Raw genomic sequence first — 13943 nt, 5'->3', positions numbered from 1 at the left:
TTTAAATTTGTTTCCGCATGCAAATACTATTTTCCAAACCTACATAAGGCTCGTAATTATCAACTATGGTATATCCCGTTTTTTGATATAAAGCAATCGCTTCTTTTTGTTTGTATAACGTTTCCAAAACAGAAAAAGAATATCCTAAATCATGTGCCCAACCTTCTAATTCAAGTAAAATAGTTTGTGCCAAACCCATTCCTCGAACTTCGGGTGAAACAAACATACGTTTTATTTCTATTGCATTTTTATCGTATTTTTTGAAACAACCACAAGCGACAGGTTTTTCATGCAAGTAAACAACAATAACATTTGGATTTAATTCCAAAATATTATTACCCCAATAATTTGTTTTCAATTCAGGATAACGCTCCCACAAACTCTTATCTAATGCGGCAATCAAATTAACAAAATCGGGGTTTTCACTCGTAGTTTTAGAAATTCTTACAGTGTCATTCATATCACTTTTATTTTACTAATTCCTTTACTTCGTCAAAGTTTAATCCACCGTAATTACCGGAACTCATTAATAACAAAGCAGAATTTTCAAGATTCAGGTTAAATAAGTAATCTTTGAAATCTATTGGATTGGTATAGATAATCAAATCTTTTCTATTAAAAGCATTTGCTATTTGGTCGTAAGTCACTACTTCCAGCTGTTTGATTTTTACTGCATCGGGTGAATAAAAAACAACTGCTTTATCAGCATATTCCAGTGCGCCTTCGTATTCTTTTAGGAATTCAGCATTCAAACTGCTGTACGTATGCAATTCTAAACACGCCACTAAAGTTCGATTAGGATATTGTTCTTTAACTGCTTTAGTAGTGGCAGCCACTTTGCTTGGTGAATGTGCAAAATCTTTATAGGCAACTTTTGTTTTGCTTTCGGCTATCTTTTCCAATCGCTTTGAAGCACCTTTAAAACTTGCAATCGCTTCATAAAAATCAGCTTCATCAACACCCATGTTTTGGCAAATCCATTTGGCTCCAGCCAAATTATTAAGATTATGCGCTCCAAAAACTTCAATTGGCATGTCTCCCTCTGGAGTTTCTAGGAGTGTCACACCATCACTTACAGAATATTTTGGGGTATTATATGCTAATTTTCGAATTGGATTTGTTGCGGCTTCTGAAACACGTTTTACTTCAGCATCATCTTCATTGTAAACGAGAATCCCACCGTTTGTAATTTTGCCAATAAAAATTTCAAACTGTTCAACGTAATTCTCATACGTAGGAAAAACATTAATATGGTCCCAAGCAATTCCTGAAATTAGAGCAATATTTGGTTGGTACAAATGAAATTTAGGTCGGCGATCAATTGGCGAAGACAAGTATTCATCTCCTTCCAAAACGATAAAATCATTCTCCTCAGTAAGATGAACCATCGTGTCAAAACCTTCCAGTTGTGCGCCAACCATGTAATCTACAGCAATGTCATGATAGTGCATTACATGTAAAATCATTGAAGTTATCGTTGTTTTTCCATGAGAACCGCCTATAACAACACGTGTTTTATTTTTGGATTGTTCGTAAAGAAATTCCGGATAAGAGTATATTTTTAGTCCTAATTCCTGAGCTTTTAATAATTCAGGATTATCAGCTTTTGCATGCATTCCAAGAATTACAGCTTCAATCTCTCGAGTTATTTTTTCAGGAAACCAACCTAATTCTGGAGGCAAAATTCCCTTTTTATCTAATCTTGATTTTGAAGGTTCAAAAATCGCATCGTCACTTCCCGTAACTTGATATCCTTTGTTATGTAGTGCTAAGGCCAGATTGTGCATAGCGCTTCCGCCGATAGCTATAAAATGTGTACGCATTCTAATTTTGGTTTATAGATTTTGGATTCAGGAGCAATTATAATCAATCCTGATTTTTTTTATTATACGTTTCTAATATTATTTTTGCCTTTTCAGGATCACGCATTTTGTTCTTGTACAAGCTGGCTAACTTTTGATAACTTGTTTTGGAACCTCCTACAAGAATGGCTTTTTTATATTGTTGTTCTGCAGCTGCATATCTTTTAAAATATTCGTCAATATGACCTCTTGACAAATAACCGTCAACTGGTGACAGACGCAATAATTCATTGGAATATTTTATAGCTTTAGATTCGCTTCCGCCAACAATTCCCGGTAATTGAATGTATATTTCTATCAAAGCCCATCGCGATTCAATGTGTTTTGGGTTCAAACTAATCGCTTTTTCAAAAGAAGCTTTCACTTCATCTATCATTCCAAGCGCCTTGAATTTATTTGATTCTTTGGCTTTCATTCCTAAAGCTCCGCCATATTTATAATGATAATTAGCCTCTGAAGGTTTTAGTTGCTTGAGTTTCTTATAATATCCAATCGCTTTATCCCAAGATTTACCTTGGCCTGCAATATCTCCCAGATACTCAATCGTTTTTAAATCCGATGGATTGGATCTTAAAACAGAATCAAAAACCAACTCGGCTTGATCCATTTTATTCGCCTTATATAGCTTTTCCGCTTTATCAAAATCAGATTGACCCCATATCATAACCGGTAGAAATACAAATAAATAAAAAATATGTTTCATTCTTCAAAAATAGCGAAATTTATAATTGTAACTCTCCAAGTATGTGAAAGGTTTAACTATTTTTTACAAAAAAACCGTCTCGCATTGTATACGAGACGGTTTAGATTATGAATATAAAATCAAGAATTAGTCATTCAACATTTTCCATAATTTATCTTTCAACTCTGTTAAACCTTGTTGAGCTACAGAAGAAATAAACATATAAGGAACATCCTTGAAAGCTACATCTAGTTCGGTTTTCAATTCTGCTTTTAATTCATCATCAAGCATATCGCATTTTGAAATCACCAACAAACGTTCTTTGTCCAGCATTTCAGGATTGTATTTCGTCAATTCGTTTACCAAAATATCGTATTCCGCTTTGATATCCGGAGTATCAACTGGAACTAAAAATAATAAAGTCGAATTACGTTCAATGTGACGCAAGAAATAATGTCCAAGACCTTTCCCTTCGGCAGCACCTTCAATAATTCCAGGAATATCAGCAATTACAAAAGATTGAAAATCTCTGTAGGCTACAATTCCAAGATTTGGTTTTAAAGTTGTAAACGGATAATCCGCAATTTTTGGTTTAGCAGATGTCAATACTGACAACAATGTTGATTTTCCAGCATTAGGAAAACCTACTAAACCTACATCAGCCAATACTTTTAGTTCTAGAATTACATCCATTTCTGCTCCAGGCAATCCCGGTTGAGAATATCTCGGCGTTTGATTCGTCGAGCTTCTAAAATGCCAGTTACCTAAACCACCTTTTCCACCGCGAGAGAGAATTTGTTTCTCACCATCATCGGTAATTTCAAATAATATTTCTCCAGTTTCTTTGTCTTTTACAACAGTTCCTAATGGCACTTCGATGAATTTATCATCACCATCAGCACCTGTACTTCTGTCACCACTACCATCACCGCCATTTCCTGCTTTGATATGTCTGGCGAATTTCAAGTGAAATAATGTCCAAAGACCTTTATTCCCAACTAAATATACATGTCCTCCACGACCTCCATCACCACCATCAGGTCCACCTTTTTCAATAAATTTTTCTCTGTGCAAGTGCGTAGATCCTTTTCCACCTTTACCGGATGAAACATATATTTTAACATAATCTACAAAATTCCCTTCTGTCATTTTTTTTAATTTCAGATTTCAGCTTTCAGCTTGAATACTTTCAAACTTCCAACGTACATCTATTTTTATAATTTAATCGCCTTCACCATCACTTTATCAATCTTCACGCCATCCATATCGATAACTTCTAGCTCAAATTTTTGCCAAACTAATTTCTCCCCTTGTTTTGGAATATGAGAGAGTTCAGTCATTATTAATCCGCTTACTGTTGTTACTTCATAATCATTGATTAATTCATCTAATTCAAAGTAGGTCAAGAAATCATGTAATGAATAATGTCCGTCAACCAGCCATGTTCCATCTTCTCTTTCTATCAACTGAAAATCATCTTTATAAAAATCAGAAGCATCACCTACCAGAGCTTCAAGAATATCATTCAGTGTAATAACTCCCTGAAAAACACCATATTCATCAGATACAAAAGCATAATGTATCCCTGACTTTTTAAAATTCTCTAAAGCGATATAAGCCGTAGTTTGCTCCATCATGAAAGGAGCTTCAGTCATTATTGAAGATAAATTGAAATTTTCATTTTCAAAATGAGCAAAAATATTTTTCAGATTTACAACCCCAACGATATCATCATAATTTTCACCGTAAACCGGATAAATAGAATGTAATTCTTTGAGCATAAACTCCCTAACTTGTTCTTTATCAGAATGCAAAGGTAAAAAAACCACTGACTTCCTGTGTGTCATCAACGAATTTATTTTTCTGTCTCCAATGTGAAAAACGCGCTCTACAATATCTTGTTCTATTTCCTGAACTTCACCACCTTCAGTTCCTTCTTTGATAATTGCCTTTATTTCCTCTTCGGTTACTTTTCCGTCAGCGGTGGGTTTTATCTGTAAAACATCCAGTAAAAAATCAGTAGAATGCGTTAACAACCAAATAAATGGTGCGGTAACTATTGAAACTATTTTCATCGGAAGAGCCACTGCTTTTGCAATTGCTTCCGGATGGTTTAGTCCAATTCTTTTTGGTAATAATTCCCCTAAAACAAGAGAGAAAAAAGTCAAAGTAACAACTACTAAACCTACAGCAACAGGATGCGCGTAAGGTACCAAAGCTTCAAATCCTTTTATAAAAGTTTCAACATCTTTTGTTATTTTGTCTCCACTATAAATACCGGTAAGAATTCCTATCAAGGTAATTCCTATTTGCACGGTTGATAAAAACTTATTGGGCGAATTTGCCAAATCCAAAGCGATTTTCGCACTTTTATTTCCTTTTTTCGCTGCAGTTTCTAGTCTATTTTTTCGTGCTGAAATCAATGCGATTTCCGACATCGAGAAAACCCCATTTAGCAGTATCAGAAAAAATATTATTACTATTTCCAATTTCTTAATTGATTCGTTTATGTATTGAAATGTGATTTCTAATTCTTTGAAATCGGTTTTTTGTATGCTTAATAGTATAGCCCAGATGGCAGTGAAAAGCCCAGAGGTAAAAAAAACTATTTTTCTTGTCATAAAAGAACGACCAAAGGAAGCTCCTTTTATGACTTAGAAAAATGTTGTTTTTGTCGAGGACTTGTAACGTACAGCTGGAATTGCTCCTATAAATTATCAATCACGTTACTTACTCTTTCGGTAATTTCTGCAATGGAACCAATTCCATTTACGGCGAAAAACTTTCCTTGCTCCTCGTAATAATTCATCAAAGGCGCAGTTTTCTCATTGTATTCCTGGTAACGATTTCTGATTTTTTCTTCATCTTGATCGTCAATTCTACCACTTGTTTTTCCTCTTTCTAACAACCTTTGTACTAAAATCTCATCATCGGCTTCAAGCGCAATTGTTGCTGCAACTTTAGAACCTATTGAAGTAAGAAATGCATCTAAAGCTTCGGCTTGCGAAAGTGTTCTTGGATATCCGTCAAACAAAATCCCGTTTGTATCCGGATGTTTATTTACCTCATCAATAAGCATTTTTGTAGTCAATTCATCTGGAACTAAATCTCCGGCATCCATAAATACTCTTGCTTGTTTACCAAGTTCGGTATCGTTTTTTAGATTAAAACGAAATACATCCCCAGTTGATATGTGTGTTAATTTATATTTTTCTTTCAAAAACTCTGCTTGAGTTCCTTTACCAGCTCCTGGTTTTCCAAATAAAACAATGTTAGTCATGTTGTTGTGTAGTTATTCTTTTAGTTTATATACTTCGGGTAAATTTCTCCCTAATCCATTGTAGTCTAATCCATAACCAACGATAAATTTATTTGGAATTCTAATTCCAATATAATCTATTTTGATATCTTTTGTATACGCTTCCGGTTTGAAAAAAAGTGTTGCAATTTTAAAATGTTTTACATTTTGTTGCTTGAATAACTGTTTCAGTTCAACCAATGTGTTCCCGGTATCCACAATATCTTCAATTATAACGACAGTGCGTCCTGTTAAATCCTGGTTCAATCCTATTAATTGTTTCACTTCATTTGTTGAAGAAACCCCTTCGTAAGAAGCCATTTTGATAAAAGACACTTCGCACGGTTTTTTGTAAAGCTTCATAAAATCAGAAACTACCATAAAAGCACCGTTCAAAACACCAACAAATACTGGAGTTTCATCCGCAAAATCGTCTTCGATCTGAGCTACCATTTTTGTCAAGGCAAATTCTATTTCTTTGGCAGAAATAAACGGAACAAATTGTTTATCGTGAAGTTGTATCATTATTTTCGTATTTAAAATAATGCGCAAAGATACAGAATTCGGATTTGTGAATTGACAAATGGACATTAATTTCTGTTATTAAGTGCAATCTACAAAAAACAACTCAAAAATGAATTACAACAACAAATCTTGTACTATAAATTCCGAAAAAATAAAATAGCATTTTCAACATTAAAGGATTTAGAGGTAATTCATAAATATTCGACCTACTGTTTTACTTTCTCTTTATTGTCGACTTGAATCATAAGAGAAACAAAAAAAGGCTGCCTTTATAAAAAAGAAAGCCTTTGATTATTTTTAAATTAAAATACTTTTGAAATCAGAGCAAAAAACCCTTCGTTCATTTGTGTTTTTTTTTACTGCTTGGTCTACTATAGCATCTAAATCTTAAACCATAACGAAATTTATTAAAAATTCAATCCTACTGTTAATCCGAATGCAACCGGTTTGATAGTCGCGTCTTTGTCGGTACTATACAAGCCGTTTGCTTTTCTGTCAGTACTTGATGTTGGATTATAGCTTAAATAAGACTCGTTTTGTTTTTGATCAAGGATTGTTCCATAACCGCTGTCAAGAAACATAGCGGCATACAAAGCGTTCTTTTCTCCAGATTTAAAAGTAAACCCTAGCTCAAACGTACTCATCAAAATACCTTTTGTGTTGTACTCGCCTGATGCAGCGTAATTGGTTTGATTCCCAAAACCATATTCTGGCAAATTATCAATGTATAAATTAACATCCGGGTAGTAAGCAATCCCATTTACAGATGACGCTGAAGACTCAATTTTGTAATTTACAGGTAAGAAGTATTTAACACCAGCCCTAAAATTGAAATCAATTCCTTTGTTAATATTCTTTTTATACTGCACAAAAAGCGGAATCTGAATAGCCTGCAAGGTTTGAGATTCTTTATAATTTCCTGTAGTCACACTATAAGAAAATGCCGAGCCAGTTTGATCAACCTCAAAATTAGTCAGCGTTGCTGAGGGTTGTTCTAAAAACACCTTTTGCTTATATTGGGCAAACTCAACTCCAGACCCGATACCTATGTGATCCGTCAATGAGTATATGTAACCTGCCTTTAATGCTCCGCCAATATCAGTGGCTGACCTCACCCCTTTTACATCACTTTGAATATTCCCTATTCCTGTTTGTACGCCTACATAAAACTGCGCTTTAATTCCTTGAGAGAATAAAATTAGTGCAAATCCTACTATATATTTAACATCAAATTTCATATTTATTTGTTTTTATTGCATTTGAGTAATCCATCCTCGTCTCTAATAAACGAGGATTTCATACTCTTAATAATTTGATTTCTAATTTTTAACCAAAAGGTTTTTTGTAAAGTATTTGCCATTTGTTAAGGTCATCCTTACCACATAAATCCCTTCCGTATTTGGCGCAATCATATCCGTTGTTATGCCATCAACTATTTTATCGTTCACTAGTACTCCCAGTATATTAAAAACTGTAATACGAGCATTTTGTAACTTAACTGAATCTACATTAGTAAGGATTTGGTAGCTTGCATTACTCTTAACCGGATTAGGTGCAATCTTTAAATATTCATCTACTATTGATGCAGAAAACGTCAAAGGACATGTTGTAACAACAGTTCCGTCTATTTTTGTAGCTTTAGCATAATAGGTGCCATTAAGAACTCCACTATCTTTAAAATATTGAGCTGTTTGACTAGATACTAAAACTCCATTTTTATACCAACTGTAAGCAACGAAGGCTTTAGAACTATTATCAAAGAAAATAACATCGTCAAAATGTTTTCTAATTAAATTAGGCTGACTATTAACAATTGTTACAATAGCTGTTCTAGTAGTAACATTTCCACTATTATCTGTTACTTTTAGAGTAACGACATTCTCACCTACATTGGCACAACTGAATAATGCTTTATTGAGTTCTAATAAACTGATTCCACAATTATCAGTTGAACCATTATTTACATCGGCAGCAGCTATCAATATATTTGAAGATGCATCAAGTTGAACAGTGATGTTTTTTGTAATTACCATTGGTGCAATTTTATCTTCAACAGTTATAACAGCTGTTTGAGTAGCAACATTTCCGTTATTATCTGTAACTTTTAATGTTACTGTGTTTGCTCCAACATTAGCACATGTGAATGCCATTTTATCCAACTCTACTAAACTGATTCCGCAATTATCTGTTGAACCATTGTTTACATCTGCAACAACTATCGAAGCTGTTCCTGCTGCATTCAATTGAATAGTCTTGTTTTTAGCAACTACAACTGGAGCCATTTTATCTTCAACTGCAACTACTGCTGTTTTTGAAGTAACATTTCCATTAACATCAGTAACTTTTAATGTTACTGTATTTAGTCCAATATTAGCACAAGTAAATGTACTTTTATCTAATTCTAATAAACTGATTCCACAAGCATCCGTTGAACCATTATTGATATCAGCAGCTACTACCGAAGCAGTTCCTGTAGCATTCAATTGAATCGTAGTGTTTTTAGTAACTACAACTGGAGCAGTCTTATCTTCAACAATTATAATAGCTGTTTGAGTAGCGATATTTCCATTGTTATCTGTAACTTTCAATGTTACTGTGTTTGCTCCAACATTAGCACATGTGAATGCCATTTTATCCAACTCTACTAAACTAATTCCGCAATTATCTGTTGAACCATTGTTCACATCTGCAACAACTATCGAAGCAGTTCCTGCAGCATTCAATTGAATCGTAGTGTTTTTAGTAACTACAACTGGAGCAATCTTATCTTCAACAGTTATAATAGCTGTTTGAGTAGCGATATTTCCGTTGTTATCTGTAACTTTCAATGTTACTGTGTTTGCCCCAACATTAGCACATGTGAATGCCATTTTATCCAACTCTACTAAACTGATTCCGCAATTATCTGTTGAACCATTGTTCACATCTGCAACAACTATCGAAGCAGTTCCTGCAGCATTCAATTGAATCGTAGTGTTTTTAGTAACTACAACTGGAGCAATCTTATCTTCAACTGTAATTACTGCTGTTTTTGAAGTAACATTTCCATTAACGTCCGTAACTTTTAATGTTACTGTATTTAGACCAATATTGGCGCAAGTAAATGAAGTTATGTCTAATTCTAATAAATCAATTCCACAGGCATCTATAGAACCATTGTCTACTTCTGCAGGAGCAATTGTAGCATTCCCTAAAGCATCTAGTTGAACTGTGATGTTTTTAGTAACTACAACTGAAGCAATCTTATCTTCAATCGTCACGATTGCCGTTTGAGTAGCAACATTTCCGTTTTTATCAGTAACTTTTAAAGTAACTGTATTTACTCCAACATTAGCGCAAGTAAATGAATCATTGTCTAGTTCTAATAAATCGATACCACAAGTATCCGTTGAACCATCGTTTACGTCAACAGGAGCAATTGTAGCATTCCCTAAAGCATCTAGTTGAACTGTGATATTTTTAGTAACTACAACTGGAGCAATCTTATCTTCAACCGTCACGATTGCCGTTTGAGTAGCAACATTTCCGTTTTTATCAGTAACTTTTAAAGTAACTGTATTTATTCCAACATTAGCGCAAGTAAATGAATCATTGTCTAGTTCTAATAAATCGATACCACAAGCATCTGTTGAACCATTGTTTACGTCAGCAGCTCCGATTAAAGCAGTACCCATAGCATTAAGTTGAACTGTGATGTTTTTAGTAACTACAACTGGAGCAATCTTATCTTCAACCGTCACGATTGCCGTTTGAGTAGCAGCATTTCCGTTTTTATCAGTAACTTTTAAAGTAACTGTATTTACTCCAACATTAGCGCAAGTAAATGAATCATTGTCTAGTTCTAATAAATCGATACCACAAGCATCCGTTGAACCATCGTTTACGTCAGCAGGAGCAATTGTTGCATTTCCTGTAGCATCCAATTGAACCGTAATGTTTTTTGTAACTACCACTGGGACAACTTTATCTTCAACTGTAAATATAAAAGTTGAAATTTCCGTTCCTCCTTGACCATCATCGACAGTTACAACAACATTCGAAGTTCCGGATTGACCCAGAGCTGGAGTAAGCGAAACAGTTCTAAGAGCATCAGAACCTCCAAAAACAATATTTACAACTGGTAATAGCCCAGGATTTGAAGAAGTAGCCGATATTGTCAAACTACCAGTAGCAGTTTCCGCATCATCAATTGCAAATGGAATATTAGAGATACTAGTATTAGGACAAGTAGATTGATTAGAAATTGCTGATATTGTTGGAACAATATTTGAACTAACCGTTATTGAAATATTCTGAAATGGGATACCGCCAATGTTGTCGTGATGATTAATATCGTGAGCCTCTACCCTAAAATTAAAAGTACCAACATCTGTAAGTGTTGGAGTACCTGAAAGTTTTGCAGTACCATCACCATTATCTGTAAAGGTAAGCCATGCAGGTGCACCGATAGCATATAGATCCAAAATATCACCATATGCAACATCAACATCATTCGCTATTACATCATAATTATAGGTACCTGCAACTTTGACTATGGCAGAAGGTGGAATAGAGGTTAAGGATGGGTTTGAATTTATTAAAACATTAACTTCATGACGCGTTCTATCACCATAACCGTCCTCAGCCCAAAAATAAATATGTTTATGCCCCCAATCAGCCGCTTGAGTAGCCCAACTAAAAGTAGCACTAGTTGGATTAGCTGCTAGCGAAGGTAATACACTTAAAGAGGCGTTAGAATATAACGGAATTTCTTGCCCCATCATATCCTTTCCTTTTACATCTACAATCCGAACAACGTCAGCTGTATCAGGATCGGACACTTGTACAGGAAAAGAAATTATTTGTCCAGGTGAATAAACATTATGAACTCCAGCAGCCGGCGTTGGCGGTACGTCAAATTGTGGCTTAAGACTAACTTGGATAGTAACAGAAGAAAACACTTGAACACCTACATTATCTTGTGCTACAAAATTTATAACATACCCTCCAAAATTACTGGCAGTTGGTGTCCAGTTAAAGGTAGAGGTGGCCGGATTACCTGAAGCAGTAGTAAAGGTGGCCCCTCCTGGTATTCCGGTCGCAAACAAGCTAGACACATTGCCTCCAGCATCTACATCTCTGGCGCTTACTTGAAAATTTACGTTTTGACCGGGTGAAACCACAATCACACTCGCATTTACAGGTGTTGGTCCATAAAGAAATTCAGGAGGCGTTGAAGGCTGTGTAATCTGGATAAGAAAATCGGCATATACAGAAGTTTTACCATCAGATACGACAATACCTGCAATATACAACTGGCCTGCAACATAATTAGAAAGAGTTGTATTTACTGTCGCTAATCCAGTTACTGCATCAATAGAAAAACCCGCAGGTTGATTGCCATTTAATTCAGCTACTGTTGCAAGACGATATGACAAAGCGTCTCCATCTAGATCATTAGCAGGAACCTGAAATGTTGCTGCAGAGGAACCCACAGGAACATTCACAGTTGCTGGTAAAGAAACGACTGGACTATTCTCATTACCTCCTGTAAGATCAACAATTGTTGACAAAACGAAATTTCCGGTACTACCTGCGCTACTTAAACCACCAATCCTACAACAACTTCCCCATGAAACGTTAAATGGACCTTCGGCGGGATAAGTTACAATAATTTTTTGTACTCGAGTTGCCACTCCATTTACATCACTAACTATCAAGTTTGATGTCTCTTGGACATCTGTTACTGTTGATCCGTAATTTAAATAAACATTGTCAGCAGAACCGCTTCTCCAAGACGTAGTAACTGTAAATTCAACAACTAATGGAGAAACCTCCCTCCAAGTAATGACACCCGATCTGAAATGGCTTGCAAATACAGTGGACGATAAAGTTATCAAGAAAATCAACGTTAAATAAATGTGTAATTTTTTTTTCATACTAGTTTGTTTAAATTTTAGTGACAAAAATAAAATTAAAAAAAATGATTAAATAGCCCGTTAGGACGAAAAATAATTTTTTTATCACAAAGAGATGGTGTAATTTATTTTTAAATTAAAGTTTTGAAAATCAATAATTTACAAATAAAATACTTCAATAAATCTAGCGAAATTTAGAAAACAGGGTGAAAAAAGACATTACACCGCTTCATTTCCTTCTGAAAAAAATCGTATTTCAGATGGAAGTTTAGCAAAACGTTTTTTAAAATTGGAAGCAAATTTACTACCACATTCGTGACCCGTCACAGCAGCAATATCTCGAATTGGAATGTCCGAATTTTGGATTAATTGCAACGCCAGCAACATGTTTTTTTCTTTGTGATATTGCAACATCGAAAATCCAAAAACCGTTTTAAAATCAGACTTTAATTTTGTAGGTGAAGTCCATACATCTTTTGCAATACTTTCAATGCCGATGAACGGTAAATGCAAATGGTGCAAAATAATTTTCTCGGCCTTAGCAACAGCAGTGTAATCTAAATTGTTAAGCGAAACATTATCTAAAATACAGTTGTCTTCAAAAGAATTATCAAAAAATGTAGCAATCAATTTTATACACTGCTTTTTTAAATCAACAGTAGCAAATGAATCCTTACTTTCATTTGCTAAAATTATTGAAATTTTTTTTGCCAAACCATGCGCTTTTGGTGCGATGTCTAACCAAGTGTAAAAACCATTTTTAGTGTTGAAAAAATCTTCAATAGCTTTTTTTTTTGAAAAATTTTTACGCAAAATATTTTTATCAGCCCATTCTTTACCAATGGCTAAATTAAAAAATGTCCCTTTTGTACCCTTATAAAAATAGGTGTCCACTTCAGTTCCAGGTTTGTAAAAAGTCCAACATGTGCTTAAAAGCGTAATGTCATTTGAATTTTTAAAAGGATACTTATATTCAAATGCAGAAAATGTCAGAAAATAATAATTCCTTAATTGATTTTCATCATAAACTGCTTTAGCGATGATATTTTCTGTGATGTTTATATCTGTTGCCAAAAGCCAAAAACCGTCTTCTATTTCGCGATAGCGCATTATCCCTTTGCAGAAAGCACTATTAAAATAAATGCTTTGTTGCAAAATTTCATGATAGGTCACTGGTAATTTTACTAAACTATCCAACATGGCTTGCGGAGAATTGGACAAGTAGGGTAATTCATGAAAGCCATCTTTGAGAAGAAACAGGTATTTTTGAATGTGATTAGGCCAATTATTTAAGGTCATGCATTTAGCGATTTAGTTATTTTAAAAATCAAATCAAATGTGAAATTATTTATCAATATAAAAGCTTAATATTAAAAATTAATTACACGTTAATCAAAAAAACCCAGCAAATAAAACAATTTAGACCTAATCTTTATTTTTCTATTTTCAAAATCAAAGCAGCAATAAATAATTTTCCTGTTCTTTTTTTGATTAGCTTCTAATTTTAAATTTGTTTTTAAAATCAAGCTTTAACAAATACAATACACAACAATCGACTTATCGTACGCAATAACTGGCTCAAATCAGTCTGCTAAACTAAACAAAAATTAACAACTTAAAGCAGGTAAAAATACCTGTTTGTCCATTACTACATAAACGCATCATAAATATATATTTTT

Annotated in this window: 10 protein-coding genes; all 10 read right to left on the bottom strand. The window is 34.2% G+C overall.

What is annotated here, in order from left to right; translation table 11 throughout:
* Position 1: 1 nt before the first annotated feature.
* Complete coding sequence (locus G7A72_RS11660; RefSeq protein ID WP_113666961.1) at positions 2–460, bottom strand: GNAT family N-acetyltransferase; 459 nt, start codon at positions 458–460, stop codon at positions 2–4.
* A 7-nt stretch (positions 461–467) separates the two neighbouring features.
* Positions 468–1823, bottom strand: coding sequence for a UDP-N-acetylmuramate--L-alanine ligase (gene murC / locus G7A72_RS11655; protein ID WP_165152607.1), 1356 nt, complete (start codon positions 1821–1823; stop codon positions 468–470).
* A 43-nt stretch (positions 1824–1866) separates the two neighbouring features.
* The gene (locus G7A72_RS11650) at positions 1867–2565 is read right to left on the bottom strand and encodes a lipopolysaccharide assembly protein LapB (protein WP_165152606.1); all 699 of its coding nucleotides are present in this window, start codon (positions 2563–2565) and stop codon (positions 1867–1869) included.
* A 126-nt stretch (positions 2566–2691) separates the two neighbouring features.
* Positions 2692–3693, bottom strand: a complete 1002-nt coding sequence (gene obgE, locus G7A72_RS11645; protein ID WP_165152605.1) for a GTPase ObgE — start codon at positions 3691–3693, stop codon at positions 2692–2694.
* Between the two features lie 65 nt (positions 3694–3758).
* Positions 3759–5033: a hemolysin family protein gene (locus G7A72_RS11640; protein WP_165153751.1), complete on the bottom strand. Its 1275-nt coding sequence runs from the start codon at positions 5031–5033 to the stop codon at positions 3759–3761.
* A 218-nt stretch (positions 5034–5251) separates the two neighbouring features.
* Positions 5252–5824, bottom strand: coding sequence for an adenylate kinase (locus tag G7A72_RS11635; RefSeq protein WP_165152604.1), 573 nt, complete (start codon positions 5822–5824; stop codon positions 5252–5254).
* A gap of 12 nt (positions 5825–5836) precedes the next feature.
* Positions 5837–6367 carry a hypoxanthine phosphoribosyltransferase gene (gene hpt, locus G7A72_RS11630; protein ID WP_165152603.1) on the bottom strand — a complete coding sequence of 177 codons (531 nt, stop codon included), beginning with the start codon at positions 6365–6367 and terminating at the stop codon, positions 5837–5839.
* Positions 6368–6774: 407 nt separating this feature from the next.
* On the bottom strand, positions 6775–7605 hold the full coding sequence (locus G7A72_RS11625) for a hypothetical protein (RefSeq protein ID WP_165152602.1): 831 nt from the start codon (positions 7603–7605) through the stop codon (positions 6775–6777).
* A gap of 81 nt (positions 7606–7686) precedes the next feature.
* Positions 7687–12285 carry a putative Ig domain-containing protein gene (locus G7A72_RS11620; protein WP_165152601.1) on the bottom strand — a complete coding sequence of 1533 codons (4599 nt, stop codon included), beginning with the start codon at positions 12283–12285 and terminating at the stop codon, positions 7687–7689.
* A gap of 198 nt (positions 12286–12483) precedes the next feature.
* Positions 12484–13563: a helix-turn-helix domain-containing protein gene (locus G7A72_RS11615; protein WP_165152600.1), complete on the bottom strand. Its 1080-nt coding sequence runs from the start codon at positions 13561–13563 to the stop codon at positions 12484–12486.
* Positions 13564–13943 lie beyond the last annotated feature (380 nt).

It is taken from the genome of Flavobacterium sp. Sr18, from assembly GCF_011064265.1.
Lineage (GTDB): Bacteria > Bacteroidota > Bacteroidia > Flavobacteriales > Flavobacteriaceae > Flavobacterium > Flavobacterium petrolei.
The sequence above is the reverse complement of the archived record's forward strand: the minus strand, read 5'-3'. Positions and strand labels throughout refer to the sequence as shown.

What these genes read in the sequence shown, in the direction of transcription:
- hpt (WP_165152603.1), bottom strand. Translation starts at nt 6,367, where the DNA reads ATGATACAACTTCACGATAAACAATTTGTTCCGTTTATTTCTGCCAAA.
- G7A72_RS11620 (WP_165152601.1), bottom strand. Translation starts at nt 12,285, where the DNA reads ATGAAAAAAAAATTACACATTTATTTAACGTTGATTTTCTTGATAACT.
- G7A72_RS11615 (WP_165152600.1), bottom strand. Translation starts at nt 13,563, where the DNA reads ATGACCTTAAATAATTGGCCTAATCACATTCAAAAATACCTGTTTCTT.
- murC (WP_165152607.1), bottom strand. Translation starts at nt 1,823, where the DNA reads ATGCGTACACATTTTATAGCTATCGGCGGAAGCGCTATGCACAATCTG.
- G7A72_RS11650 (WP_165152606.1), bottom strand. Translation starts at nt 2,565, where the DNA reads ATGAAACATATTTTTTATTTATTTGTATTTCTACCGGTTATGATATGG.
- G7A72_RS11660 (WP_113666961.1), bottom strand. Translation starts at nt 460, where the DNA reads ATGAATGACACTGTAAGAATTTCTAAAACTACGAGTGAAAACCCCGAT.
- G7A72_RS11635 (WP_165152604.1), bottom strand. Translation starts at nt 5,824, where the DNA reads ATGACTAACATTGTTTTATTTGGAAAACCAGGAGCTGGTAAAGGAACT.
- G7A72_RS11625 (WP_165152602.1), bottom strand. Translation starts at nt 7,605, where the DNA reads ATGAAATTTGATGTTAAATATATAGTAGGATTTGCACTAATTTTATTC.
- obgE (WP_165152605.1), bottom strand. Translation starts at nt 3,693, where the DNA reads ATGACAGAAGGGAATTTTGTAGATTATGTTAAAATATATGTTTCATCC.